The 24295-nt window shown below is 74.7% G+C and carries 22 protein-coding genes; 10 read left to right on the top strand and 12 right to left on the bottom strand.

The genetic code is table 11. The features are described from left to right. Both AR3_RS10925 and AR3_RS10920 read right to left on the bottom strand, forming a co-directional pair. Positions 1-955: AAA family ATPase (locus AR3_RS10925; protein ID WP_157406650.1), on the bottom strand; the 955-nt coding region annotated here is incomplete at its 3' end. Next, a complete protein-coding gene (locus tag AR3_RS10920; RefSeq protein WP_067912496.1) occupies positions 952-2103 on the bottom strand; it encodes an exonuclease SbcCD subunit D in 1152 nt (383 codons plus the stop codon). The genes AR3_RS10925 and AR3_RS10920, both read right to left, overlap by 4 nt. Positions 2104-2257: 154 nt before the next feature. Here AR3_RS10920 and AR3_RS10915 point away from each other — a divergent pair, with 154 nt between their 5' ends. The 7 genes from AR3_RS10915 (at position 2258) to AR3_RS10885 (ending at position 10730) form a co-directional block, all read left to right on the top strand. Beyond that, positions 2258-2941 (top strand): RibD family protein, encoded by a 684-nt coding sequence (locus tag AR3_RS10915; protein ID WP_106258393.1) that lies wholly within the window; start codon positions 2258-2260, stop codon positions 2939-2941. Then, positions 2941-3498: a cytidine/deoxycytidylate deaminase family protein gene (locus AR3_RS10910; RefSeq protein WP_083951278.1), complete on the top strand. Its 558-nt coding sequence runs from the start codon at positions 2941-2943 to the stop codon at positions 3496-3498. Before AR3_RS10915 ends, AR3_RS10910 begins: the two co-directional genes overlap by 1 nt. A gap of 109 nt (positions 3499-3607) precedes the next feature. Further along, a complete protein-coding gene (locus tag AR3_RS10905; protein ID WP_067912490.1) occupies positions 3608-5041 on the top strand; it encodes an aldehyde dehydrogenase in 1434 nt (477 codons plus the stop codon). Positions 5042-5112: 71 nt separating this feature from the next. Then, complete coding sequence (locus AR3_RS10900; RefSeq protein ID WP_067912486.1) at positions 5113-6318, top strand: hypothetical protein; 1206 nt, start codon at positions 5113-5115, stop codon at positions 6316-6318. After that, positions 6315-6896: a hypothetical protein gene (locus AR3_RS10895; protein WP_227023036.1), complete on the top strand. Its 582-nt coding sequence runs from the start codon at positions 6315-6317 to the stop codon at positions 6894-6896. The genes AR3_RS10900 and AR3_RS10895 overlap by 4 nt, the downstream gene beginning before the upstream one ends. Continuing rightward, positions 6889-7635: a DprA-like winged helix domain-containing protein gene (locus tag AR3_RS10890; protein WP_169803816.1), complete on the top strand. Its 747-nt coding sequence runs from the start codon at positions 6889-6891 to the stop codon at positions 7633-7635. Before AR3_RS10895 ends, AR3_RS10890 begins: the two co-directional genes overlap by 8 nt. Next, on the top strand, positions 7632-10730 hold the full coding sequence (locus AR3_RS10885) for a chromosome partitioning protein ParA (protein ID WP_067912483.1): 3099 nt from the start codon (positions 7632-7634) through the stop codon (positions 10728-10730). Before AR3_RS10890 ends, AR3_RS10885 begins: the two co-directional genes overlap by 4 nt. A gap of 48 nt (positions 10731-10778) precedes the next feature. Here the strand turns inward: AR3_RS10885 and AR3_RS10880 are convergent, their stop codons facing one another. The 5 genes from AR3_RS10880 to AR3_RS10860 all read right to left on the bottom strand — a co-directional run bounded on the left by AR3_RS10880 (position 10779) and on the right by AR3_RS10860 (position 16976). Then, positions 10779-12680, bottom strand: a complete 1902-nt coding sequence (locus AR3_RS10880; protein ID WP_067912480.1) for a bifunctional copper resistance protein CopD/cytochrome c oxidase assembly protein — start codon at positions 12678-12680, stop codon at positions 10779-10781. Positions 12681-12849: 169 nt separating this feature from the next. Beyond that, positions 12850-13653 (bottom strand): ATP-binding cassette domain-containing protein, encoded by an 804-nt coding sequence (locus tag AR3_RS10875; protein ID WP_067912477.1) that lies wholly within the window; start codon positions 13651-13653, stop codon positions 12850-12852. Next, the gene (locus AR3_RS10870) at positions 13650-14708 is read right to left on the bottom strand and encodes an ABC transporter permease (RefSeq protein WP_067912473.1); all 1059 of its coding nucleotides are present in this window, start codon (positions 14706-14708) and stop codon (positions 13650-13652) included. The genes AR3_RS10875 and AR3_RS10870 overlap by 4 nt, the downstream gene beginning before the upstream one ends. Then, complete coding sequence (locus tag AR3_RS10865; RefSeq protein ID WP_067912470.1) at positions 14708-15685, bottom strand: sugar ABC transporter substrate-binding protein; 978 nt, start codon at positions 15683-15685, stop codon at positions 14708-14710. Before AR3_RS10865 ends, AR3_RS10870 begins: the two co-directional genes overlap by 1 nt. Before the next feature lie 295 nt (positions 15686-15980). Beyond that, entirely contained in the window at positions 15981-16976 is a 996-nt protein-coding gene (locus AR3_RS10860; protein ID WP_067912467.1) for a Gfo/Idh/MocA family protein, read from the bottom strand. A 140-nt stretch (positions 16977-17116) separates the two neighbouring features. On the opposite strand from AR3_RS10860, the gene AR3_RS10855 reads away from it, so the two are divergent. Beyond that, entirely contained in the window at positions 17117-17386 is a 270-nt protein-coding gene (locus AR3_RS10855; protein ID WP_067912464.1) for an NAD-dependent epimerase/dehydratase family protein, read from the top strand. Then, positions 17359-17850, top strand: coding sequence for a nitroreductase family deazaflavin-dependent oxidoreductase (locus AR3_RS10850; RefSeq protein ID WP_067912460.1), 492 nt, complete (start codon positions 17359-17361; stop codon positions 17848-17850). The genes AR3_RS10855 and AR3_RS10850 overlap by 28 nt, the downstream gene beginning before the upstream one ends. 55 nt (positions 17851-17905) lie before the next feature. On the opposite strand, the gene lon is transcribed toward AR3_RS10850, so the two are convergent. The 4 genes from lon to AR3_RS10830 form a co-directional block, all read right to left on the bottom strand. Then, positions 17906-20326: an endopeptidase La gene (gene lon, locus AR3_RS10845; protein WP_067912456.1), complete on the bottom strand. Its 2421-nt coding sequence runs from the start codon at positions 20324-20326 to the stop codon at positions 17906-17908. A gap of 896 nt (positions 20327-21222) precedes the next feature. Beyond that, positions 21223-22146 carry a bifunctional helix-turn-helix transcriptional regulator/GNAT family N-acetyltransferase gene (locus AR3_RS10840; RefSeq protein WP_067912453.1) on the bottom strand — a complete coding sequence of 308 codons (924 nt, stop codon included), beginning with the start codon at positions 22144-22146 and terminating at the stop codon, positions 21223-21225. Positions 22147-22222: 76 nt separating this feature from the next. After that, positions 22223-22561 carry a DUF3817 domain-containing protein gene (locus tag AR3_RS10835; RefSeq protein WP_067912450.1) on the bottom strand — a complete coding sequence of 113 codons (339 nt, stop codon included), beginning with the start codon at positions 22559-22561 and terminating at the stop codon, positions 22223-22225. 141 nt (positions 22562-22702) lie between these two features. Beyond that, positions 22703-23068, bottom strand: a complete 366-nt coding sequence (locus AR3_RS10830; RefSeq protein ID WP_067912447.1) for a hypothetical protein — start codon at positions 23066-23068, stop codon at positions 22703-22705. A 158-nt stretch (positions 23069-23226) separates the two neighbouring features. Here AR3_RS10830 and AR3_RS10825 point away from each other — a divergent pair, with 158 nt between their 5' ends. Then, entirely contained in the window at positions 23227-23769 is a 543-nt protein-coding gene (locus AR3_RS10825) for a methylated-DNA--[protein]-cysteine S-methyltransferase (protein WP_067912444.1), read from the top strand. Here AR3_RS10825 and AR3_RS10820 read toward each other — a convergent pair whose 3' ends face one another. Beyond that, positions 23770-24054, bottom strand: a complete 285-nt coding sequence (locus AR3_RS10820; protein WP_067912441.1) for a DUF3303 domain-containing protein — start codon at positions 24052-24054, stop codon at positions 23770-23772. Positions 24055-24295: the final 241 nt, after the last annotated feature.

Genomic DNA, 24295 nt, shown 5'->3' with positions numbered 1-24295 from the left:
ACGCCCGCTCCCGCAGGGCGGCGCGGCGCCGCACGGCCTCGGCGTGCCGGGCCTGCCGGTCGTGCAGCGCGCGCCCCTGGTCGGCGGCGGCGCGCGCGGCCTCCCGCGCCTCGCCGGCCTCGGCGAGCAGGCTCTCGGCGACGGCGAGCAGGTCGGCGTGGTGGGCCTCCAGCTCGGCGGCCCACGCGGGCAGCGCCTCGACGTCGTCCGGAGGCTCGGGACCGGGCTCGCCCGGCCGCGGCGCCGGGACGAGCGGACGCGCGGCGTCGCGCGGGGACGCCGAACCGGTGATCTCGGCGACGCGGTCGGCGGTCGCCACGGCGGCGGCGCGCAGGTCGGCGGCCTCGCGGTGGGCGTCGCGGCGCCGGTCGGCCAGCCACTGCTCCGCCTGCGTGAAGATCTCGGCGGCGAACAGCCGCTCCAGCACCTTGCGGCGGTCGTCGGCCTTGGCGCGCAGGAACCCGGCGAACTCGCCCTGCGGCAGCATGGCGACCTGGCAGAACTGCTCGCAGGTCATGCCGAGGAGCCGCCCGATCAGGTCGCCCGCCTCGTCCAGCCGCGTGGCCAGCGCCTCCCACTCGCCCTGTTTGAACTCCTCCACGACGACCTTGGCCTGCTCCACCCGGGTGCCCCGGCCGCGCAGCTTGGGCCGCTCCCACTTGGGCGAGCGCGTGATGCGCAGCCGCCGCCCCCGGATCGTCGTCTCCAGCACCACTCTCGGTGCCGTGCCGGGCGGGGCGTGGTCGCTGCGCAGGGCGGTGGCCTCGTTGCGGCTGCGGGCGCCCGGCACCCTGCCGTAGAGCGCGAAGCACACCGCGTCCAGGATGCTGGTCTTGCCCGCGCCGGTCTGCCCGTGGATGAGGAACAGGCCCGCGTCCGACAGCGCGTCGAAGTCGATCCGCTCGGTGCCGGAGAACGGCCCGAACGCGGTGATCTCCAGGTGGTGCAGCCTCACCGGGCGGCCTCCTTCCGGCGGCACGCTTCGAACGCCTCGCGCAGCAGCGCCCGTTCGTCGTCGTCGGGCGGGGCGCCGGTCACCTCGGCCACGAAGTCGGCCGCGATCTCCAGCTCGGACTTCTCCCGCACCCGCCGCGCCCAGGTGCGCCCGGTCCGCTCGCCGCCGCCCTCCGGCTCGTGGCCGAGCACGAGGACGTGCGGGAAGCGGCGGCGCAGCCGCTCCATCGCGCCGGCGGGCCGGTCCGGATCGGTGAGGGTGATCTGCAGCCAGCTGTCGCGGTGGGCGTCGTGGCGCGGGTCGGTCAGCAGGTCGTCGATGCGGCCGCGCAGCCGCTTGAGGCGGCGCGGCACGGGCGCCTCCACGAACTCCGCCGACACCGCGCCGTCGTCGGCCAGGTCGACCAGCCAGGACCCCTTGACGTGGTGCTCCTCGGAGAACGAGTAGGCCAGCGGGGAGCCGCAGTAGCGGACCCGGTCGGTGATCCGCTGCCGTCCGTGCAGGTGGCCCAGCGCCACGTAGTCGACGCCGTCGAACACCCCGACCGGGACGTTCGCCGCGCCGCCGACCGAGATGTCGCGCTCGCTGTCGCTCGTCTCCGGCCGCGGGGCCTCGCCGCCGGTGACGAACGCGTGCGCCAGCACCACCGAGCGGACGCCCGCGCCGCGGCGGGCCAGGTCGGCGCGGACGCGGCGCATCGCGGCGGTGAGCGCGGCGGTGTGCCCGCGCTCGTCCAGGCCCCAGTCGCCGCGCACCAGGTCGGGCTCCAGGTAGGGGACGCCGTAGACGGCGACGCCGTCGATCAGCACCGGCTCGCCGACCGCCGCGGGATCCGTCCGCACGTGCACGCCGGAGGCGTCCATCAGGCCCGCGCCGAACCCGAGCCGCCGCGCCGAGTCGTGGTTGCCGGAGATCAGCACCACCCGGGCGGTCTCCCGCAGCCGCGTGAGCGCCTCGTCGGCCAGCCGCACCGCGTCCACGGACGGCAGCGCCCGGTCGTAGACGTCGCCGGAGACCAGCACGGCGTCCACGCGTTCCGACCGCGCGGTCTCGACCAGGTGGTCGATGAACCGGCCCTGGGCGTCGAGCAGGTCCTCGCGGTGGAACGTCCTGCCCAGGTGCCAGTCGGAGGTGTGGAGGAATCGCATGTCCCGGCCACCATAGGCGTCACCACCGACACATCAGGCACAGAAACGCCGACAAGCCCCAAAGGATCACGCCGGCCGTCGACCGGACCCGCCGCCCGTCCCCGGACGCCCTCCGGCGGGCTCGCGACGGCCGCTTCTGCCTTAGGGTTGCGGCGTGAACGAGCGTCCCTACGTGCTCTTGAGCTGCGCCATGTCGGTCGACGGTTACATCGACGACGCGAGCCCGCAGCGGCTGCGGCTGTCGACGCCCGCCGACTTCGACCGGGTCGACGCCGTGCGCGCCGGCTGCGACGCCATCATGGTCGGCGCGGGCACCGTGCGGCGGGACGACCCCAAGCTGCTGGTGCGCTCCCCCGCCCGGCGCGAGCAGCGGGTGCGGCGCGGCCTGCCGCCCGACCTGACCAAGGTCACGGTGACGTCCAGCGGCGACCTCGACCCGGACTCCCGGTTCTTCACCACCGGGGAGTCGCCCAAGCTGGTGTACGCGCCGCCGGGCGTGGCGCCCAAGCTGGCCGATCGGCTGGCCGGGCGCGCCGAGGTCGTCGAGGCGGGCGATCCGGTGAGCCTTCCCGCGATGCTGGCGGACCTGGCGCGGCGCGGCGTGCGGCGGCTGATGGTCGAGGGCGGCGGCGGGGTCCACACCCGGTTCCTGACCGCCGGGCTGGTGGACGAGCTGCAGCTGGTGGTGGCGCCGTTCTTCATCGGCGACCCGGCGGCGCCGCGGTTCGTCGGCGCCGGGGTGTTCCCGCAGAGCCCGGCCGCGCCGATGCGCCTGGAGGAGGTCACCCGCATCGGCGACCTGGTGCTGCTGCGGTATCTGGCGGGCGGCGGCCGCTGATGGACGGCGCCGCCCCGCCGGCTCCGCCGCCCGCCCCGCCGGCGGCCGCCGCCCGGCGCGGGGACGACCTGCGCTGGCTGGCGCTGGCGTGCGACCTGGCGGCGCAGTGCCCGCCGTCGGCGACGGCGTTCTCGGTCGGCGCGGTGATCGTGGACGCGGACGGCCGGGAGCTGGCCCGCGGCTTCTCCCGCGAGACCGACCCGCAGGCGCACGCCGAGGAGACCGCCCTGGCCAAGATCGGCGCGGTCCTCTGGACGGGGTCGGAGTGGACGGGGCGGGGCCGGACCGGCCCGGATCCGCGGACGCGGGAGCGGCTCCGCGGCGCCACGATCTACAGCTCGCTGGAGCCGTGCGGGCGGCGGCTGTCGCGTCCCCGCACCTGCGCGGAGCTGATCCTGGCGGCCGGGATCCGGCGGGTGGTGTTCGCCTGGCGCGAGCCGCCGCTGTTCGTCGAGGGCGAGGGCGTGGAGCTGCTGCGCGCGCGGGGCGCGCAGGTCGTCGAGCTGCCCGAACTGGCGGCGCGCGCCCGCGAGCCCAACGCGCACCTGCTGCCGTGACCCGCGGATGAGACGGGCGTCTCATCCGGCTCTTGCCAATCCCCGGGGGCTCCGTGCGATGCTGTGACCAAGCAAGCATTCGGTCAAACCGTGGCGGAGGTGCGGCGGCATGCACGAGCACGACCGGCTGTTCATCGACGGCGACTGGACCGCCCCGGCCGGCACCGGCGCGATCGAGGTCGTCTCGCCGCACACCGAGGAGGTGATCGGGCGGGTGCCCGAGGGCACCGCGGCCGACGTCGACGCCGCCGTGGCCGCCGCCCGCCGCGCGTTCGACCGCGGGCCCTGGCCGCGCATGACGCCCGCCGAGCGCGCCGAGGTCCTCGGCCGGCTCGCCGCGCTCTACGCCGACCGGCAGCAGGAGATGGCCGACCTGATCACCGCCGAGATGGGCTCGCCGATCCTGTTCTCGGTGTTCGGGCAGGCCGCGATGTCGCAGCTGGTGCTGCAGTACTACGTCGACCTGGCCGCCCGGTTCGCCTGGGAGGAGGAGCGCGCGGGCATGCTCGGCCCGGTCACCGTGGCGCGCGAGCCGGTCGGCGTGGTCGCGGCGATCTACCCGTGGAACGCCCCCCAGTTCACGCTGATGCTGAAGCTGGCCCCCGCGCTGATCGCGGGCTGCACGGTGGTGGCCAAGCCGTCGCCGGAGGCGCCGCTGGACGCCTACCTGCTCGCCGAGTGGATCAGGGAGGCGGGTGTTCCGGACGGCGTGGTCAACATCGTGCCCGCCGGACGGGAGGTCGGCGCGCACCTGGTGGCGCACCCGGACGTCGACAAGGTGGCGTTCACCGGCTCCACCGCGGCGGGGCGCAAGATCGCCGCGGTGTGCGGGGAGCTGCTGCGGCCCGTCACCCTGGAGCTGGGCGGCAAGTCCGCGGCGATCATCCTGGAGGACGCCGACCTGGACGCCACCATGGAGGGCCTGAAGACGGCGTCGCTGATGAACAACGGCGAGGCGTGCGCCGCACAGACGCGCATCCTGGCGCCGCGCAGCCGCTACGACGAGGTCGCCGAGGCCCTGGCCGCCATGGTCGGCGGGCTGGCCGTGGGCGACCCGGCCGACTACTCCACCGAGATCGGGCCGCTCGTGGCGCGGCGCCAGCGGGAGCGGGTGGAGGGCTACATCCGGCTCGGCCAGGAGGAGGGCGCCAAGATCATCACCGGCGGGCTGGAGCGGCCGCGCGACCGCGGCTGGTACGTGGCGCCCACCGTCTTCGCCGACGTCCGCAACGACATGCGCATCGCCCAGGAGGAGATCTTCGGGCCGGTGCTGGCGCTGATCCCGTACGAGGACGAGGACGACGCCGTGCGCATCGCCAACGACAGCTCCTACGGGCTGGGCGGCTCGGTGTGGACCGCCGACGTCGACCACGGCGTCGAGGTCGCCCGCCGCATCCGCACCGGGAGCTGCGGCGTCAACCTCTACGTGCTCGACCCCAACACGCCGTTCGGCGGTTTCAAGGACAGCGGTCTCGGCCGCGAGCTCGGCCCCGAGGGGCTGACGGCGTACCTGGAGCACAAGAGCATTCCCCGACCCGCCTGATCCCGGCGAACCCGGCGGGTCCAGCGGTTCGATTCCACGTTCGAGGGGCCGGGGCCGTACCGTAGTGCGCCGTGTCCCCCACCAACGATGCTCCGAGCCTGGACGACGTGCTCGTCGGCGAGGCGGTGCTGGGCGTCTACCGGCAGATGTTCGCCGCGCTGGCGCGCGACAGCGGCGCCGTCGTGGACGACCCGGAGATGGTGGACGTGGCGGAGACGCTCCTCGCCGCGTTCGCCGACGCCGGGGAAGAGGGGCTGAGCCACGAGCAGATGCGGCACGTGTGCCGCCGCTACCCCGCCGAGGTGTTCGAGAACCGGCTGCGCGTGCTCAAGGGCCTGGGCGCCATCCGGGAGGTGTTCCCCAAGCCGAACCAGCTGCGCTACCGCGCGTCGTTCACCAGCGTGGTGGGGCTGATGTTCATCCGGCGGATGATGCGGGACGGCGGCCAGAGCGAGATGCACCGGCTGCTGGCGCTGGAGCAGCTCAACGTGGCCGACCCCCGGATGACGGCCGAGCAGGCGCGTGAAGGGGCCGAAGGGCTGGCGCGGGCGTTCCGGCTGTGGAGCGTGGAGCTGGTCACGCTGACCAACGGGACGATCGAGGAGCTGCGCGAGCAGGCCCCGAAGCTGTGGGGCACCGAGGAGATCCTCCAGCGGGCCGAGCGCCTGCACGGCGCGATCCTGCGGCGCTGGCCGCAGCTGGACCGCGCCTGCACGGACCTGCGCGCCGCCATCTACGCCTACGGGGACGCCTCGCGGCGCGCCGCCGCCCGGCTGTCGGACTCGGCGGGCACGACGCGCAACCTCACCCTGCTTCCGCCCGAGACGTGGCGCACGTTCGCGCGCACCGCCTCCCGGGAGGAGCTGGCGGCCGTGCTGGACGGGTTCGTGTTCGACGCGCCGGCGCCGTGGCACGAGCCCGCGGCGGTGGTGTCGGCGGTGGAGGACGGGCCTCGCACGACTCCGCCCCGCCCGGCGCCGCCCCGTCCGTCCGTGCCCGACCCGGGGCTGTCGGAGGACGCGGCGAGCGACGACGCCGCGGCCGAGCGCCTGCGCGACGTCGCCGAGCAGGTCCTGAGGGGACGCGACAGGGTCGCCGTGGAGGAGGTGCTCGACCGGGACTGGGCGGCCGCACGGCGCCTGCTGGCCGACCTGTCGTCGGCGCACCTGCACCCGGAACTGCCCTACAGGCTGGTGTGGTCGGACGGGCTGGCGTGCCGTCCCGACGGGTCGCCCACGTGGCTGTCCCCCGGCGTGTTCGAAAGGACCGGCCCGTGACCCCGCCCGTGCCTCCGGAGGTGCTCGCCCGCGCGCGTGCGCGTCTGCTGGGGGCGCCCGCGATCCCGGTGTCGGAGCCCGTTCCGCCGGGGCTGCCCACGGCGAGCGACGGCTCGAGCGTCTGGCTGCTGCCTCCGTGGCCCGACGGCGCCACCCCGGCGCTCCTGGAGGAGTACGACATCGCGCCCATGCCGCTGGACCGGCCCGGCCAGGCGCGCCGCGTCCTGGCCGCCGCGCTGCGCTGCTGCTGGACGCGCCTGGACGACGCGCCCTGGCCCGGCGAGCCCGCCCCCGTCGGGGACGTGCTGGAGGTGTACGTGCGCATGTCGCGGGGCGACGCGGAACTGGCGCGCCGCTGGGCGACCGGCGAACTGCGCCGCCTGCACGACACCGGATGGCTGCTGCTGGACGAGGACACCGCGACCGTGCGGACCGGCCCCCGCATCGCCCTGTGGCCCGAAGGCTCCCTGGGGCCGCTGCGCGACCTCGTCCGCCGCCTGCCCCAGCCTCCCGAGCCCCTCCCCCACGTCGACGCGCAGGGCGGCGCGGGAGAGCCCGTGGAGGACCCGGGTGAGTGAGCTTTTCGAGCCGCTGCTTCGGTCCTACGACGAGAAGCGGCGCGCGGAACTCGTCGCCGCCTACATGGCGGTGGAGCACGCGGCCGAGCCCGTGCCGGAGGTGCGCTTCCCGGCGCTGCGCGAGCCCGCGTTGCGCCGCACGCTCCAGGAGATGCTCGCGCTGACCGGACGCACGCTGGTGCGCACGACCGCCAAGGGCGGCCCGACGCGCTGGATCTCCGCCTACCGCGACGACGTCGCCGAGGCGCTGGCGGCGGATCCGGCGTGCGTGCCGCCGCCGGACGAGCGCGCCGTCCTGACGCTGATCCTCATCCACTCCGTGGCGATCCCCCGCGCGGCCGGCCTGCTGCCGGACGACTCGTGGCTGTCGCCGTACCCGACCCCCTTGGACGAGCTGCGCCGCCGCTCCCAGCTGCCCATCGGGGAGCTGGAGGCCGCCCTGCGGCGCCTGCGCCTGGCGGGCCTGGTGTCGCAGGTGAAGGCGGGCCCGGACGAGCAGGGCGGCTTCGTCCCGGGGCCGCAGTTCCACCGCCTCACCGAGGCCGCGCGCCGCCGCCTGCAGGAGGAGCTGATCCTCGCCGCGGGCCCGGACTCGCCGCTGGCCGCCGCCATCCGCGCCCGCCGCCACAGCCGCGCCCGCGCCGCCGCCCAGGCCGACGCCCGGCGCGCCGAGGGCGCGCGCACCGACGCCGGACAAGCCGACGCCGCCGAGAAGACGGACCGGGGGGAGATCGCATGACCGCCGTCCTCGAACCGCTGGTGCCCGGACCCGCGCGCCGGGCCGGGGACGACGAGAACATCGTCGGGGACCGGGTGCTCATCGCCGTGCAGGCGGTGAACATCTCGCGGCTGTCCACGCATCCCGTGCCCACCGTGCCCGGCACGCTCATCGTGGTGGCCGGACAGGGCCCCAAGGACTCCAACGGCGCGGGCAAGTCGTCGTTCATCGCCGCCATCACCGCGCTGCTGGGCGACGAGCAGTGGCGGTTCGCGTCCGGGGCGCGCGCCGTCGCCGAGCTGCTGTTCAACGCCGAGCTGGCGGCGCAGGGCGAAGGGCAGTGGGCCAGCGCCGACCACGGCTACATCATCGGCGTGTTCGACCACGCCGACGCCCCGGAGGCGGACGGCTCGTCGGCGGTCACGGTGTGGCTGCGCGTCAACGCCGACGCCCCGCACCTGGAGATCCGCTGGCGGCGCGGGGTGCACCTGGCGTCGGCGCCGTCGGAGGCCGAGCGGGTGTCGCTGGCCGACCGGCTGTGGGCGGGCCTGCCGCGCAGCGCCGGGCGCCGCGACTTCGTCGCCAAGGACCTGACGCGGGTGCTGTACGGCGGGCAGGTGCGGTGCGTGTCGTTCCTGTCCACGTCGGTGCGGTCGAAGGTGGCCACCAACCTGCTGTCGCAGCCGCTGAACGAGATCCCGCCGGAGCGGATCTTCAGCGCGATCGCCGCGCTCACCGGGCTCGACCGGGAGCTCGAGGCCGAGCGGGTGTCGCGGGCCGAGGAGCACCGGGAGCGGGCCAAGGCCGCCGAGGCGGCCGAACGGCTGGCCGCCTGGGAGCGCGAGGCCGCGGCGCTGCTGAAGACCTTCGACCGCCGCGACCGGGCCCGCGAGCAGGTGGCGGCGGCGGTGCGCCACTGGCGGACGCGGCAGGCGCGGCTGCTGGTGGACGCCGTCCAGGCCGACGCCGCGCACGCCGCCGAGCTGGAGCGGCTGCACCGCGAGGCCGCCGAGGCGGCCGAGGCGATCAAGGCGGCGGAGCGGGAGGTCGAGCAGCTCACCGGCGGCGCGCTGGACGCCCGGCTCGCCGAGGCGGGCGCCGCGCTGGCCGAGCTGAAGGGCCGGGCGGACCAGCTCGGCGCGGACAAGGCGGTGGCCCGCAACCGGCTGGAGGAGCTGCGCCGCCGGGTGTCGGCGCTGGAGGACCGGCGCCGCGACGCCGACGGCCGCGACGCGGACGCGGCGCGCCGCGAGCTGGCCGAGGCCGAGGCGCGCCGCGACGAGGCGCAGCAGGAGTTCGGCATGGCCCGGGGCGCGGTGGCGCGGGCGGAACGGGAGCTGGCCGAGGCCGAGGCCGGGGAGGGCAGCGCCCCGGCGCAGATCCGCGCGCTGGCCGCGGCGGGCGTCCCGGCGGTCGGGCTGCTGGACGCGGTGGAGCTCGCCGAGGACGTGCGCGAACGCTGGGAGGCGGCGCTGTGGCCGTACCGGGAGGCCGTCGTGGTCGGCCCGGACGATCTGGACGCCGCGCTGGAGGCGCTGCGCGGCATGCCCGGCTCGATGATCGTCCCGGCGGACGGCGGGCTGCCCGCCGACGCCGACGCCGCCCCGCGCGACGGCCATCCCGAGGGCGTGCGCTGCGCGCTGCCGCTGGGCCGGTTCTTCTCCGCCCTCGACGCCGGGGACGGCTCGGGCGTCGTCATCGTCGGCGGATTCCCCGAGCCGGTGACCGGCCGGGTGGCCCGGGTGCAGGCGGCCCGGGCCGCGCTGGAGGAGGCGCGCGAGGCGCTGGAGGCGGCCCGGGAGCGCACCGCCGAGGCCGCCGCCGACGTGGCGCAGGCGCGGCGGCGCCTGGCGGGCGCGCAGGCCGCGGCCGAACTGGAGCTCGTCCGCGAGCAGATGACGCAGGTGCGGGAGCGGCTGGAGGAGGTGGCCGCGAGCGAGGAGAGCCTCGGGCCGCGGCTGGCGGCGGCCGAGCAGGAGCTGCGCCGCCTGCAGGCCAAGGCCGACACCCGCGCCCTGGAGGCGGACCGGCTGCGGGGGCGCCGCGAGGCCCACGAACGCGCCCGCGACCAGATCCGCGCCCGGATCGCCGACCTGGAGGGGCGGCGCGCCGCCCTCGGCCTGGCCGACCTGGAGAAGGAGTGGGGCGGGTCGCGGGACGCGGCCGCCGAGTGGCTGGACGCGCTCACCGACGACGAGAAGACCTGGACGCCCGACGAGTGGTGGCTCACCGCGGAGAAGCACCTCTCCGAGGCGCTGCGCCTGGTCTTCCCGGACGGGATCTCCGACGAGGACATGCCCGAGGAGATCCGCTTCCTGCTGCGGGAGCGCACCGAGGGCGAGGGGCGCCGCACCGACCGGGAGCGCTCGACGTTCCCCCGTCTGGTCAAGGCCCTGGAGGGGTACCTGCGGCAGCAGGAGGACTACGAGCGGCACCAGCGGCGGCAGATCGAGGTGCAGATGGCCGCGCGCCGCGCCGACCTGGAGAAGGCCCAGAAGGGCGCCGAGGAGGCGGCGGGCGCGGCCGAGGCGCACCGCGCCGCGCTCACCGCGGCGATCCGCACCCGGCTGCAGCGCGTCGCCGAGGAGTTCGAGAAGCTGGACCTGGAGTACGGCGGCTACGGGGCGACGCTGGAGTTCCCCACGCCCGAGCCGCCCGCCGACCCCGAGCAGGAGTGGCGGTGGCGCGTCACGCCCAAGTGGCGCCGCTCGGACGGCCAGCGGTACGTGCCCTACAACCGGCGCGCCAACACCGCGCTCATGGACGAGAAGGCCGTCAAGCTGGTGTGCGCGGCGGCGCTGGCGTCCTCCGGCGGCGGCCGCCTGTGCCTGGTGCTGGACGAGCTGGGCCGCAACCTGGGCAAGGAGCACCGCAAGGAGGCGGTGGCGCTGTTCCGGGAGATCGGCGAGTCGCACGGCATCACCGTGATCGGCGCGTTGCAGGACGACATGGAGCCGTACGCGATCGACGCGTGCGGGCAGTACATCAAGCTGCGCCGCTCGTCCGACACCATGCCCTACAACGAGCCGCCCGTCGTGGTCGGGTACGACCGGCACGCGGCTCGGGTGCGGGCCCTGGCCCGGCAGATCGGCGCGTCCCGCCCGGCCGACGGCTGACGTTCCGGGGGCGGTCCCGCCGCGCCGGCCCGGCCGCGGCGGCCGCCCTCAGCCCCGCCTGGCCGCGCCCCGCCTGGCCGCGCGGACGCGCAGGCAGACGAGCACGGCCAGGAGCAGCAGGGTGGCGGTCACGCCGAACGTCCAGGCGAGCTCGCCGCCGGACCGCTGGTCGTCCAGCGGCGCGACGCCCCAGGTCCGTCCCAGGCGGCTGAACCAGCCCTCGGCCAGCGCGTCGTCGGAGCCGGTGATGACGAGCCCGAACCCCACGTGGAACGGAAGCGACGCCGCCAGCAGCAGGGCGCCGCGCAGCCACCGTCCGGGATCGAGGGCGGCCCGCAGGTAGAACACGCCGGCCGCCACGAATACGACCAGGGCCAGCGAGTGGACGGCGTGGTTGCGCAGGGACGCCTCGAACAGCGAGGTGAAGTAGAAGCCGTAGAGAGCGGCGACGAAGACCGCCGGCGCGACGACGGGATGGCCGAGCAGCCGGACGCCGCGGCTGCGCGCCGCCGCGTCGATCAGCTGCCGCGGCCGACCCTCGGGAAGCGCGCGCAGCGCCAAGGCGACCGGCGCGCCGAGCAGCAGCAGGAGCGACGCCGGCAGGCTCACCGCCATGTGCTGCAGCAGGTGGTCGCTGAACAGCACCATGCTGTAGCGGGCCAGCCCGCTGCACGTCGCGACCAGCACGATCGTCAACCCGGCGTACCACGCCGCGACGCGCGCGAGAGGCCAGGCGCCGCCGCGGGCGCGCAGCCGCACGACGCCCGCCCCGTACAGGACGCCGCCGAGGACGACCAGCGCGCCGCACAGCGGGTCGATCCACCAGTCCAGAGCGTAGGCGGACAGGCTCGGCGGGCCGGGGAGCGGGAAGCCGAGCCGCAGCTCCACCGGGTCGAGCGTGTCGCTGGCCAGTTCGGGCGGCGGCGTCCGCGACAGCCCGGTGGCCAGCGCCATCACGGCGGCCATGACGAGGATCTCGACGGCGGCGACGCGCAGGAACGTCCCGGCGGCGCGCCCGGACCGCAGCCGCGGGATGCTCGCGCGGCGGTGCCGCCAGCCCAGCGCGCCCAGCGCCCCGAGCACGGCGATCTTGGCCGCGACCAGCGCCCCGTACCGGGACCCGAGGTCGACCCCGCCCAGCCGGATCCACGCGTTGACCGCGCCGCTCGCCCCGACCGCCGCGAAGCACACCAGCGCCAGCGCGCTGTAGCGGGTGACGATCTCGGCGGCGTGGTCCCCGGCCCACCGGACGGCCGCGGCGAGCGCGACCAGCCCGCCGACCCACACGGCCGCGGCGACGACGTGCGCCGCCAGGCTGTAGACGGCGAGCGTGTGGAAGGAGGCGTCCGCCGCGTGCCCGGTGAACGACGGCGGCAGCAGCGCGGCCAGCGCCAGCGCGAGCAGGTACCCGGCGGCCTGCGGCGTGCGCGGCAGGTGCGCGGTGACCGCGATGACGGCGGCGGCCGCGGCGACGGCCGTCAGGGCCCGCCCCTCCGACAGGTCCCGCACGAACGTGGCGAGCAGGTTCTGGGTGAGCCCGCCGAGCGGGACGCCGAACAGGTCGGCCGCCGAGAAGGCCACCACGGCGAGCGTGGCCAGCGTCCAGCCCAGCGCGCTCAGCGACGCGGCCCGCAGGCACCGGTCGAGGCGGTCGGACGCGGCGGGCAGCAGCACGGCGGCCAGCAGCAGCCATCCCACGGTGAGCGTCGCGGCGGCGTTCATCGCCAGCTCGGACACGGCCAGGGCGCCCTTGGTGAAGGCCCCCGACTGGGTCAGCCCGGGCGCGACCTGCTCGCTCAGCGAGCCGCCGAACCGGACGACGGCCGCCAGCACCACCATCGCGACCGCGACGGCGCCGAGTGCGACCTGCGCGGGCCCGACCGTCGCCGCCGGCCGCGGCGACGCCGTCAGGACGGCCCGCCCGTTGTCGTGGGTCTGCGCGCTGCTCATACCTTTCCTGTACGGCGCCGCGCCGAGCCTCCGTTCAACCTTCGTCCGAGCGGTCGCTGCGCTCCGGCCCCGTCCGGCGGGCGGAAACGGCGGGCCCCCGCCCCGGGGCCTCACGGCCTCGAGGCGGGGGCCTTGTTCATCCGGTGCTCATCCGGTGCTCATCCGGTGCTCATTCGGTGAGCTCCTCGGCGACGGTCCGGGACGTCGACTCCAGCTCGTGGGCGAGCTGCTGGAGCTCGGCGCCGCCCGCCATGAGGGAGGTGAGATCCTCGCGGGTGATCTCGTCCTTGGTGTGGTAGCCGAGGACGCGGCCCCGGTTGAGGATGAGGAACCGGTCCCCCACCGGGTAGGCGTGGTGCGGGTTGTGCGTGATGAACACCACGCCGAGGCCGCGTTCGCGCGCCTGGACGATGTAGCGCAGCACCACGCCGGCCTGCTTGACGCCGAGCGCGGCGGTCGGCTCGTCCAGGATCAGCACCTTGGCGCCGAAGTAGACGGCGCGGGCGATCGCCACGCACTGCCGCTCGCCGCCCGACAGCGTGCCGATCGGCTGGTCGACGTCGCGCAGGTCGATGCCCATGCGCAGCAGCTCGGCCTTGGTGGTGCGGCGCATGAAGTCCACGTCCAGCATCCCCCAGGCCTTGCGCTTCTCCGAGCCGAGGAAGAAGTTGCGCCAGACCGGCATCAGCGGCACCACCGCCAGGTCCTGGTAGACGGTGGCGATGCCGCGGTCGAGCGCGTCGCGGGGCGACTCGAACACCACCGGCTCGCCCTGCACCTCGTAGGTGCCGGTGTCGTGCCGGTGCAGCCCGGCGATGATCTTGATGAGGGTGGACTTGCCCGCCCCGTTGTCGCCCAGCACGCAGGCGACCTCCCCGGCGTGCACCTCCAGGGAGACGTCGCGCAGGGCGATGATGTTGCCGTAGTTCTTGCCCACGCCGTCCAGCCGGACCAGCGGCACCCGTTCGCTCATCGCGACTGCTCCATTCTGCGCCGGACGACCAGGTTCACCACGGTGGCCAGCAGCAGCATCGCGCCGAGGAAGAACTTGAACCAGTCGGGGTTCCACTCCGCGTACACGATGCCCTTGTTGGTCATGCCGAAGATGAACGCGCCGATCGCCGCGCCCACCGCCGAGCCGTACCCGCCGGTCAGCAGGCAGCCGCCGATGACCGCGCAGATGATGTAGAAGAACTCGTTGCCCACGCCCTCCCCGGACTGGACCGTGGCGAACGCGAACACCAGGTGCATGCCCGACAGCCAGGCGCAGAACGCCACCCCCATGAACAGCCCGATCTTCGTGCGGTCCACGGGGACGCCCACCGCCCGGGCGCTGGCCGGGGCGCCGCCCACCGCGAAGATCCAGTTGCCGATCCGGGTGCGCAGCAGGATCCACGTGGCGACGGCGACGAGCAGCAGCCACCAGAACACGGTGATGTTGACGCTCACCCCGCCGATGTCGAGCTGGGAGGCGAACACCGCGCGGGCCGAGGAGAAGCCGTCCATGTCGCGGACCGAGTCGCTGGCCACGTTGCCCGTGACGGCCTTGGTGACGCCGAGGTTGGCGCCCGCCAGCATGAAGAACGTCGCCAGCGTGATGATGAAGCTGGGCAGCCCGGTCTTGACGTACAGCAGGCCGTTGAGGAACCCGAGGGCGAGGGTGACCACGAACGAGATCGCCACCCCCACCCACAGGTTCAGGGTGAGCTGGTAGCTGACCAGGGCCGCGACCAGCGCCGAGGTCGTCACCATGACCCCGGCGGACAGGTCGAACTCACCGCCGATCATCAGCAGCGAGACCCCGACCGCCATGATCCCGAACGTCGAGGCCGCGTACAGCACCGTGGAGAACGACTCGGCGCGCAGGAACGCGTCGGCCACCACGGAGAAGAACACGAACACCACGACGGCGCCCAGCAGCGCCCCCAGCTCGGGACGCGACAGCAGGCGGCGCGCCAACGACCGCTGCGCCAGGCGCTCGTCGCCCCCCGCCACCTTGGGCGAGGGATCGGCCACCGCCTGTCCCATCAGCGCGTCCCCCGGTTCGCGTAGGCCTCGATCTGCGCCGCGGCGTCCTTGGTGACGATGGCCGGACCGGTCAGCACCGGACGCCCGCCGCCCAGCGTGTTGCCGTTGGTCTTGTACAGCCACAGCGCGTCGACGGCCTCATAGCCCTGCAGGTAGGGCTGCTGGTCGACGGCGAACTGCACCGAGCCCTCCTTCATCAGCCGGACCAGGTCCTTGTTGAGGTCGAAGGTGGCGACCTTGGCCGACGAGCCGCTCTCCTTGACCGAGTCCACGGCGGTCGCGGCGACCGCGGCGTTCAGGGTCAGCACGCCGTCGATGCTCTTGTCGGACTGCAGCTTGGCGGTGATGGACGACTTGACCTGCGGCATGTTGGTGCCCTGGACGAACAGGTTCTGCATCTCGCCGCCGAAGGTCTTCTTCGCCCCGGCGCAGCGGTCCTCCAGCCCGACGTTGCCCTGCTCGTGGATCACGCACAGGGCCTTCTTCGCCCCGATCTCGGCCAGCTCGCGCCCGGCGGCCTCGCCCGCGACGGTCTCGTCCTGGCCGAAGTGCGCGATCGCGCCGTACTGGGCGGAGACGTCGGCCCCGGAGTTGATGGACACCACCGGGATCTTGGCGGCGACGGCGCGCCCCACCACGTCCTTGAGCGCGTCCGGCTTGGCGAAGGTGACGATGATGCCGTCGACCTTCTTGTCGATCGCCGACTGGACGAGCTGCGCCTGCTTGCCGCCGTCCGGGTCGGCCGAGTAGAGGAACTTGGCGTTGTGCTTGGCCGCGGCGGCCTGCGCGCCCTTCTGGACGATGTCCCAGAAGGCGTCGCCCGGCCCGGAGTGGGTGATCATGGCGATGGTGAGGGGCGGTCCGCCCGCCGTGGCGGCCTCCTCGGCCTTCTTGCCGCCCGACTCACTGCACGCTCCCAGCGCCAGCGATGCCGCGGTGCCCAAGGCCACCAGCCCCATGATCCGAATGCGCTTCATCGACGGTCTCCGTTCTCCCCGAAGAGGGTGGGTGGGGAACTGAGGTTGTCACAAGTGATCACGATGGGCCTGTCGTTCCCCGGCGGGCGTCCTGCCGGGCGCCCTCCGGGCGCCACCGTTGTGCGCGTCAACGACAGCCTGCTCACTCTCACGGCACTACCTCGTCGAGGAACTTTAGGCCGCGCGGGACGTCGTTGCGCGCCGCGGTGCTCGAAGGGAAAGGGGCGGCGGCGAGCCCGGGGGATCGGCGCGGCGGCGGGTCTCGTCGCGCCGCCGTCCGCGCCGGCCCGGCCCGTCACCGCCGGACCTCCGCCACGTCCACGACCCGGTTCTCCCGCCGGGCCAGATCGCAGGCCTCGGCCAGGTACAGCGCCTCCAAGGCCTCCTCGGGCGGGCAGGGGTTGCCGCGGCGGCCCGCGACGAGGTCGAGGAAGGCGCGCAGTTCGGCGTCGTAGGCGTCGGAGAAGCGTTCCAGGAAGCCGCTGTAGGGCCGCCGAGGGGACGCGCCGCCGGGCAGCCCCGTGGCGGGCGTGCGCTCGTCGAGGCCGGCCACGACGCTGTCCTTGGAGCCGTAGAGCTCCAGCCGCACGTCGTAGCCCGCGGCGTTGTAGCGGGTGGCGGCCACCAGGCACAGGGTCCCGTCGTCGAGGGTGAGCAGGGCGGCGCCGGTGTCGACGTCGCCGTGGCGGCGGAAGACCTCGTCGCCCTTGTTGGCGCCGACGGCGGCGACCCGGACGACCTCCCGGCCGGTCACGAAGCGGATCGAGTCCAGGTCGTGGATGGCGCAGTCGCGGAACAGGCCGCCGGAGCCCGGCACGTACGACGGGGGCGGCGGGGCGGGGTCGAAGCTGCAGGAGCGGACGGTGTGCAGCCAGCCGAGCCGTCCGGTGGCGACGGCCTCGCGGGCGGCGACGTATCCGGGGTCGAAGCGGCGCTGGAAGCCGACCTGCACGGGGACGCCCGCGGCGGCCGCCGAGCGCACCATTTGGAACGTTCCATCAATATCGGTGGCGAGGGGCTTCTCGCAGAACACCGGCATTCCGGCCGCCACGCCCCGCGCGACGAGGGCGGCGTGCGCCTCGGTGGCGGCGGCGACCACCAGGCCGTCCAGGTCCGCCTCGAACAGCTCCTCCACCGAGCCGACGGCCCGCACCCCCGGCCCCGCGGCCAGGGCCCGCGCGCGCCGCGCGTCGGCGTCGGCCACCACCAGCGAGTCGACCTCGGGCATCTCCCGCAGCGCGGCGGCGTGGCGCGCCCCGATGCGCCCCGCGCCGGCCAGTCCGATCCTCATGCGTCCCTCCCGGGCGGCGGTTGGGTGAGCCCCGAGTGTGCTGGAGCGTTCCACTGTCGTCAATGCCTGGACCGGATCCCGCATGCGATTGAGGTGTCCGAAACGCGACACGGGGTGTTAGCAAGCGTTAGGTTTGCTCCATGCGGGTCCTCGTCACGGGCGCCTCGGGGTTCGTCGGCTCCCACACCGTGCGCGCGCTGCCGGCGGCGGGCGGGCGCCCGCGCGCGCTCGTGCCGACCGACGACCGCCCCGCCCTCGACACCCTCGGCCTCGTCCTGCGTCCGTCCCGCGAGACGGTCGCCGACGCGCTGCGCCGCCCGGCCGCCTCCGCCCATCTGCCCACCCGGCGCGCCGGGCGCCTCGCCCCCGAAAGGAGCAGCCGATGCCCGACGCCCCTCGCCAGAGCCTGACCCGCCGGACCGTCCAGCACGTCGCGGCGGCGCCCTGGTTCGCCAAGATCGCCCCCAGGATCGTCCCGCCGCTGGACAAGGCGCTGCACCGGCTGTCGGGCGGCCGGTTCCTGCTCGGCGAGGCCGTCGTGCCCGGCCTGGTGCTGACCACCACCGGCGCGGTGTCCGGCCTCCCCCGCAGCGTGCCGCTGGCCTGCCTGCCCGAGCCGCACGGTTCGTGGATCGTCGTCGGCTCCAACTTCGGCCGGGACAGGCACCCCGCCTGGAGCGGCAACCTCCTCGAGCACCCCGAGGCCGAGGTCCGCTTCCGCGGCCGCACCGTGCCCGTCACCGCCCGCCTGCTCGACGGCGCCGAGCGCGAGGAGGTCTGGTCCCGCCTGCTGAAGACCTGGCCCGTCTACGCCCGCTACGCCGACCGCGTCGAGCGCGAGCTGCGCGTCTTCCGCCTGATCCCCCGCTCCTGAGCACGGCGCCCGCGCCGGGCGGACCCGGGCGCGGGCGCCGCGGGGAAGGGGCGGGTCAGGCGGCGATGGCGGCGCCGTCGGCGGCGGGCTCCAGGGCCAGCTCCAGAACCTCGCGGACGTCGCTGACGGTGAAGACCGTCAGGTCCTCCAGCACCTCGGCCGGGACGTCCTCCAGGTCCGGCTCGTTGCGCTTGGGGACGATGGCCGTGGTGATGCCCTGCCGGTGGGCGGCCAGCAGCTTCTGCTTGAGGCCGCCGATGGGCAGCACCCGTCCGGTCAGCGACACCTCGCCGGTCATCGCCACGTCCGGCCGCACCGGCCGGCCCGACAGCAGCGACGCCAGGGCGGTGGTCATCGTGATGCCCGCGCTCGGCCCGTCCTTGGGCACGGCGCCGGCGGGCACGTGGATGTGCACGCCGCGGTCCTTCAGATCGGTGACCGGCAGCTCCAGCTCGGCGCCGTGCGAGCGCAGGTAGCTGAGGGCGATCCGCGCCGACTCCTTCATCACGTCGCCCAGCTGGCCGGTCAGCGTCACGCCGGTGTCGCCGGTCTCCGGGTCCGCCAGCGACGCCTCGATGTACAGGACGTCGCCGCCGGCGCCGGTGACGGCCAGGCCGGTGGCCACCCCGGGCACCGCGGTGCGGCGTTCGGAGCGGCTCAGTGCGGTCTCCGGGGTGTACCGCGGCCGGCCCAGGTACGTCTCCAGGTCGCCGGCGTCGACCGTGACCGGGAGCACCGCGTCCGCCCCGCCGGACTCCGCCTCGCCGAGCGCCGCGTTCGCGGCGATCTTGCGGAGCACCCGGGCGATCGAGCGGTCCAGCGACCGCACGCCCGCCTCCCGGGTGTACTCGGTGGCCAGCCGCCGCAGCGCCGCGTCGGTGAACGCGACCTCGGACGCCTCCAGCCCGGCCCGGTCCAGCTGCCGCGGCAGCAGGTGGTCGCGGGCGATGACGACCTTCTCGTGCTCGGTGTAGCCGTCCAGCCGCACCACTTCCATGCGGTCCAGCAGCGGGCCGGGGATCGCCTCCACGACGTTGGCGGTGGCCAGGAAGAGCACGTCGCTCAGGTCGAGCTCGACCTCCAGGTAGTGGTCGCGGAAGGTGTGGTTCTGCTCGGGGTCCAGCACCTCCAGCAGCGCCGCGGTCGGGTCGCCCCGGTAGTCGGCGCCGAGCTTGTCGACCTCGTCCAGCAGCACGACCGGGTTCATCGAGCCGGCCTCGCGGATGGCGCGGACGATGCGCCCGGGCAGCGCGCCGACGTAGGTGCGCCGGTGCCCGCGGATCTCCGCCTCGTCGCGCACGCCGCCCAGCGCGACCCGCACGAACTTCCGCCCCATGGCCCGCGCGATCGACTCGCCCAGCGAGGTCTTGCCGACCCCGGGCGGGCCGGTCAGCGCCAGCACCGCGCCGCCGCGCCGTCCGCCGACGACGCCGAGGCCGCGGTCGGCGCGCCGCTTGCGCACGGCCAGGTACTCGACGATGCGCTCCTTGACGTCGTCCAGTCCCGCGTGGTCGGCGTCCAGGACGGCCCGCGCCCGCGCGATGTCGTAGGCGTCCTCGGTCCGGATGTTCCACGGCATGTCCAGGACGGTGTCCAGCCAGGTGCGGATCCAGCCGCCCTCCGGCGAGGCGTCGGACGCCCGCTCCAGCTTGTCGACCTCCTTCAGCGCGGCCTCGCGCACCTTCTCCGGCAGGTCGGCGGCCTCGATGCGGGCGCGGTAGTCGTCCTCCTCGCCCGCGGGCTCGCCTCTCAGCTCGGCCAGCTCCTTGCGGATGGCCTCCAGCTGCTGGCGCAGCAGGAACTCGCGCTGCGTCTTCTCCATGCCCTCCTGGACGTCCTTGCGGATCGTCTCGGCGACGTCCAGTTCGGCCAGGTGGTCGCGCGCCCACCCGATGACCGCGGTGAGCCGCTCCACCACGTCGGCCGTCTCCAGCAGCTGGATCTTCTGCCGCTGCGACAGGTACGGCGCGTACCCGGCGTTGTCGGCCAGCGCGGACGGGTCGTCGATGCGCTGCACCACGTCCACGACCTGCCAGGCGCCCCGCTTCTGCAGGATCGCGCTGACCAGGCCCTTGTACTCCTTGGCCAGCTCCTGCGCGCGGCCGCTCGGCGGCGGCTCCTCGATCCGCACGCCCTCGACCCACAGCGCGGCGCCCGGACCGGTCGTGCCGGTGCCGATGCGGACCCGGGCGACGCCCCGCACGACCGCGCCCGGCCCGCCGTCCGGCAGGCGCCCCTCCTGCTCCACCACGCCCAGCGTCCCGACCGCCGCGTACCGCCCCTCCAGCCGCGGCACCAGCAGCACCCGCGGCTTGGGGGCCGACCGTATCCCCGGCCCCGTCGCCTGCGACGCGGCCCGCGCCGCCTCGACCGCCGCCCGCACCTCGTTCTCCGACAGGTCGAGGGGGACGACCATGCCGGGCAGGACGACCGCGTCGTCGAGGGGCAGCACCGGCAGCGTCAGGGTCTCGCTCATGCTCCGCTCCAAGTCCGTATCGGCATCCGGCCCCCGCCGTCGGGGAACCGCCTGCGGACCCAACCGCAAGTTGAGTCACTGTCACTCAAGAAAACGGAGCACGATTTTGTTTCCTCGGCGACGTTCGCTCTGCGCGATCGACTCCTCGGGGCCGCCGCAGATGATCTTCCTAGGACGGCGTTTACAGGGCCATGACCTGCGGGTACGTACCGCAACGAGATCGTGACAGCGAGTGAAGGTCAACCCTCCGGGCCGGTAAAGGCCCGACCCGGCGGATCGAGGAGGGGTCACATGGCGCACATGGCGAGGGTCGGTGCACCCCTGTCGGCCGCCCCGTCGCACGACCTCGTCCGGACGGCCGAGGACGGCCGCCGGGCGTCGCCCCGCACCCGGCACCGCCCCCTGAGCGTCCCGGTGCCCGCGGGGACGGCGCCCGGCGCCACGCCTCGGGCCCTCGGCCGCTCCGGACCGCAGGCGGGCCTGCCGCCGCAGGAGCGCGGTGCGGCGGCAGGCTCCGAACCACGGACGCCCGTCCTGACGGCCGGGCCACCGCCGGGCGCCGGTGCCGTACGCCCCCGCGGCACCGGCGCCCTCCGTTCCCGTCGATCCCCCAGGCGGGCGGGGCGGCGAGGGCGCGACCCGACGGCCTCGCCGGGTCCGCCCCGCGCCGGCCCGCCGCACGGGCCATCGCATCGGCGCGTCACCGCAGCCCCCGTGCGGGCGTCCCCGCACGCGGCCCGTCGTCGAAGGGAGGTGACCGGAGCAGACATGTGATCGGCAGGGCGGTCCGGCACCCCTGTTCCGACCCCGTACCGGGCCGTCCGCACAAATGAACCCGGAAGGAACCGCTGCGAACCAGGCCCGCGGAGACGCGCCGTCTCCGCGGGCCCCCCTTTTCACAGGGCGCGGCGCCAGATCTGGCCCTGGATCCGCGAGCCGAACCGCTCGACGGGCTCCTCCACCGTCTCCAGCCGGAAGCCGGCACGCTCGTAGACGCGGTGCGCGGCCTTCTGCAGGGCCGTGGTCCAGAGCATGATCTCCTGGTAGCCCGCGGCCGCGGCGAACCGCAGGCACTCCTCCACCAGGGCCGTGCCGATCCCCATTCCCCGCACGCTCGGCTCGACGTGCAGCAGCCGCAGCTGGGCCACGCGGTCGTCGCGGCGCACGCAGAACACGCTGCCGACGGGCTCCCCCTCGACCTCGGCGATCCAGGCGTTCTCGCGTCGCGGGTCGTGTCCGTCGACGTAGTCGGCCACCACCTTGGCGACCAGCGCCTCGTAGGTGCGGTCCCAGCCGCACTCCTCGTCGTAAAGGGCGCCGTTGCGCTGCACCACCCAGCCCAGATCGCCGGGCCGCAGCGCGCGGAGCGTGAACGCTCGGGTGCGCGGCCGGCCGTCGAGGACGCCGCGGATGGTCCGCATGGCCGCGATGAGCCGCCGCCGCTCGTCGTCGGACAGCCGCTCGAGCAGGCCGCGGATCTCGCCCGCCGACCGCTCGTCGAGCATGGCGAACACCTCGCGGCCGTGCGGGGTGAGCCGGACGATCTGGCGCCGCCCGTCCTCGGGCGACCGCTCGCGCACCACCAGCCCGTCGCTTTCGAATCGGGCCAGCATGCGGCTCAGGTACCCGGCGTCCAGGTCGAGGGCGCGGCGCAGGGCGAGCACCTCGGCGGCGTCCCGCTGGGCCAGCTCGAAGATCACCCTCGCCTCGGTGAGCGAGTAGGGGGTGCGCATGAGCCCGTCCCCGAGCACCCCGATGATCCGGGTGTAGAAGCGGTTGAACGCGCGGACCGTCGCCACATCCTCAGCCGAGACCGCCATGAGCGCACCTCCACGAATGTTTGACTCAGTCAAACATATGGGGACGGGCGGCGTCCAGGGCGGACCCGCGCGGGGATCAGGCCTCGGCGGCCGACTCGGCGGCCGACTCGGCGGCGCGCAGCGTCTCGCGCGCCTCCCGGACGATCCGCCGCTCGATGAAGAAGGCCAGGAACGGCACCAGCCCGGCCGACACCATGATCACCATCTGCTTGAGCGGCCAGTGGGCCCGGCGCCACAGGTCGTAGGCCATCGCCAGGTAGACGATGTACAGGGCGCCGTGGATCGGCGAGATGATCGACGACGGGGTGGGGTTGCCGCCGATGTACCGGATCGGCATGCCCACGAAGACGACCATCAGCAGCATCACGCCGACGATGATCGCCAGGATGCGGTACCGGTTGATGGCCGCTTCCACAGTTCACACCTTTCTCAGCGGGGCGCGGCCCGGCGGCGCCGGTCCGCGCGTCCTGCGTCGGAATGCGGCCGCGCGGGCGGCCCGGATCGGCACGGGCGCTCCGCGCGGGTCGTGACGGTGCTCAGGCTCCCGGGGCGCCGCTCAGTCGGAGGAGCGGCTCGCCTGGGCGTTGAGGCGCGCCAGGTAGCGGTTGTAGGCCGCCAGCTCCGGGTCCTCTTCCTCCTGCTGACGGATGATCTCCCGCTTCACCTCGGCCTCCGCGGGCTCCTCGATCACCTGGGGAGCGCGCGGCGCCGCGTCGCCCTTGAGCTCGTCGCGGATCATCTTGACCCACATGACGATCACGAAGCAGGCGAAGATCGGCCATTCGAAGGTGTAGGCCCAGCTGCGGTCGTTGCCCGCCTGGGCACGGTCGAACTGCCACCACCCGAAGCCGAGGAACGCCACGAACAGCACGATCGCCAGGGCGTGCAGCCCAAGCCAACCGGGGGTGAAGAACCTTCGCACGCCACCGAGCCTACCTCGGCCCCTCTCGAGGCCGAGACCACCCCCGCGGATCGCGCGCCCCGGCGTTCAAGGGACCTCTGCGGCCGCCGGGAGGATTCTGGTGTGATTGGTCTTGTGATTGGTCTGTGGCGATACGCCGGGACGGCATGGGAGGCCCGATGGAGCGGACACTGGCGTTCGGCGCGTTCGAGAGCGCGCTCGGCAGGCTGCTCATCGGCGTCACCGAGGACGGGGTCGCCTGCCTGAGCTTCCGCGACACCAAGGCGGAACGAGCGCGCGCCGCGGCCGCCGCAGGGCTGCCCGTCGTGGACGACCCCGAACGCGTCGCCCCCGCAGTGCAGCGACTCGACGCCTACTTCGCCGGGAAGCCGGAGCCCTTCGACCTGCCCATCGACTGGCGCCTGACCTCGCGGCTGCAACGCCAGGTGCTCGCCGCGCTGTACGAGTCGGTCCCCTACGGCTCGGTGGTGACGTACGGCGAGCTCGGCGAGCTCAGCGGAGTGGGGGTGCCGCCGCAGGCCATCGGGCAGGTGATGGGCGCCAATCCGATCCCCCTCATCGTGCCGTGCCACCGGGTCGTCGCGGCCAACGGCCTGGGCGGCTACAGCGGAGGATCCGGCGTCGAGGTCAAGCGCTGGCTGCTCACCCTGGAGGGCGCGCTCCCGGCCACGCTCGACTGGGACCCGACCCGGGGCCCCTGATCAGCGCCGCCGCCGCAGGTGCTCGATCATCTGGTCGTACGGCAGCTCGTACACCGCGTGGACGTCCCAGGCGACCACGTCCATGTACGGTTCCAGGATCTCCGTGAGCTCCTGCGGGTCGTCGGTCTCCACGAGCAGGAACCCCGCGCCTCCCCCGGCCAGGTTGTACCAGCCGCGGATCTTGTCGGGATGGGTCAGGCCCCTGTCGTGGTGCTCCAGGACGCGATGGCGGACGTCCTCGGCCCGCACGCCGGGCTGGTAGCGGAAGCGGCAGTACCAGAGCATGCCCCGCCCTCCCCTCACCGGCCCACTAGCCTGCGCGAAGCCCGCTAAACCCGCCCGCCCCACCACACCCCGGCAACGTCCGCTCCAAGAACTACGCGCTCACCGACCCCGCCACGGCGAATCGGTTCTACTCGGCCGTCGGTCACCGTGGCGTACGCGATCCGCGACTGCGCGTTGCCCGCGCGGGGCAGGGCATGCGACGGCCGGCCGCCGGCGCGCAGGGCGCACGCGGCCTGTCGCG

The organism is Actinomadura rubrobrunea NBRC 15275 (genome assembly GCF_001552235.1).
In the GTDB taxonomy this organism is placed as follows: Bacteria; Actinomycetota; Actinomycetes; order Streptosporangiales; family Streptosporangiaceae; genus Spirillospora; species Spirillospora viridilutea.
Note: the sequence above shows the minus strand (reverse complement) of the source record. Positions and strands in the feature narration are given on the sequence as shown.

Bases quoted from the DNA above. Each gene is read 5' to 3' on its own strand.
- AR3_RS10920 (WP_067912496.1), bottom strand. From the start codon at position 2,103: ATGCGATTCCTCCACACCTCCGACTGGCACCTGGGCAGGACGTTCCAC.
- AR3_RS10910 (WP_083951278.1), top strand. From the start codon at position 2,941: ATGGACGGCGCCGCCCCGCCGGCTCCGCCGCCCGCCCCGCCGGCGGCC.
- AR3_RS10905 (WP_067912490.1), top strand. From the start codon at position 3,608: ATGCACGAGCACGACCGGCTGTTCATCGACGGCGACTGGACCGCCCCG.
- AR3_RS10885 (WP_067912483.1), top strand. From the start codon at position 7,632: ATGACCGCCGTCCTCGAACCGCTGGTGCCCGGACCCGCGCGCCGGGCC.
- AR3_RS10880 (WP_067912480.1), bottom strand. From the start codon at position 12,680: ATGAGCAGCGCGCAGACCCACGACAACGGGCGGGCCGTCCTGACGGCG.
- AR3_RS10875 (WP_067912477.1), bottom strand. From the start codon at position 13,653: ATGAGCGAACGGGTGCCGCTGGTCCGGCTGGACGGCGTGGGCAAGAAC.
- AR3_RS10870 (WP_067912473.1), bottom strand. From the start codon at position 14,708: ATGGGACAGGCGGTGGCCGATCCCTCGCCCAAGGTGGCGGGGGGCGAC.
- AR3_RS10865 (WP_067912470.1), bottom strand. From the start codon at position 15,685: ATGAAGCGCATTCGGATCATGGGGCTGGTGGCCTTGGGCACCGCGGCA.
- AR3_RS10860 (WP_067912467.1), bottom strand. From the start codon at position 16,976: ATGAGGATCGGACTGGCCGGCGCGGGGCGCATCGGGGCGCGCCACGCC.
- AR3_RS10855 (WP_067912464.1), top strand. From the start codon at position 17,117: ATGCGGGTCCTCGTCACGGGCGCCTCGGGGTTCGTCGGCTCCCACACC.
- AR3_RS10850 (WP_067912460.1), top strand. From the start codon at position 17,359: ATGCCCGACGCCCCTCGCCAGAGCCTGACCCGCCGGACCGTCCAGCAC.
- lon (WP_067912456.1), bottom strand. From the start codon at position 20,326: ATGAGCGAGACCCTGACGCTGCCGGTGCTGCCCCTCGACGACGCGGTC.
- AR3_RS10840 (WP_067912453.1), bottom strand. From the start codon at position 22,146: ATGGCGGTCTCGGCTGAGGATGTGGCGACGGTCCGCGCGTTCAACCGC.
- AR3_RS10825 (WP_067912444.1), top strand. From the start codon at position 23,227: ATGGAGCGGACACTGGCGTTCGGCGCGTTCGAGAGCGCGCTCGGCAGG.
- AR3_RS10820 (WP_067912441.1), bottom strand. From the start codon at position 24,054: ATGCTCTGGTACTGCCGCTTCCGCTACCAGCCCGGCGTGCGGGCCGAG.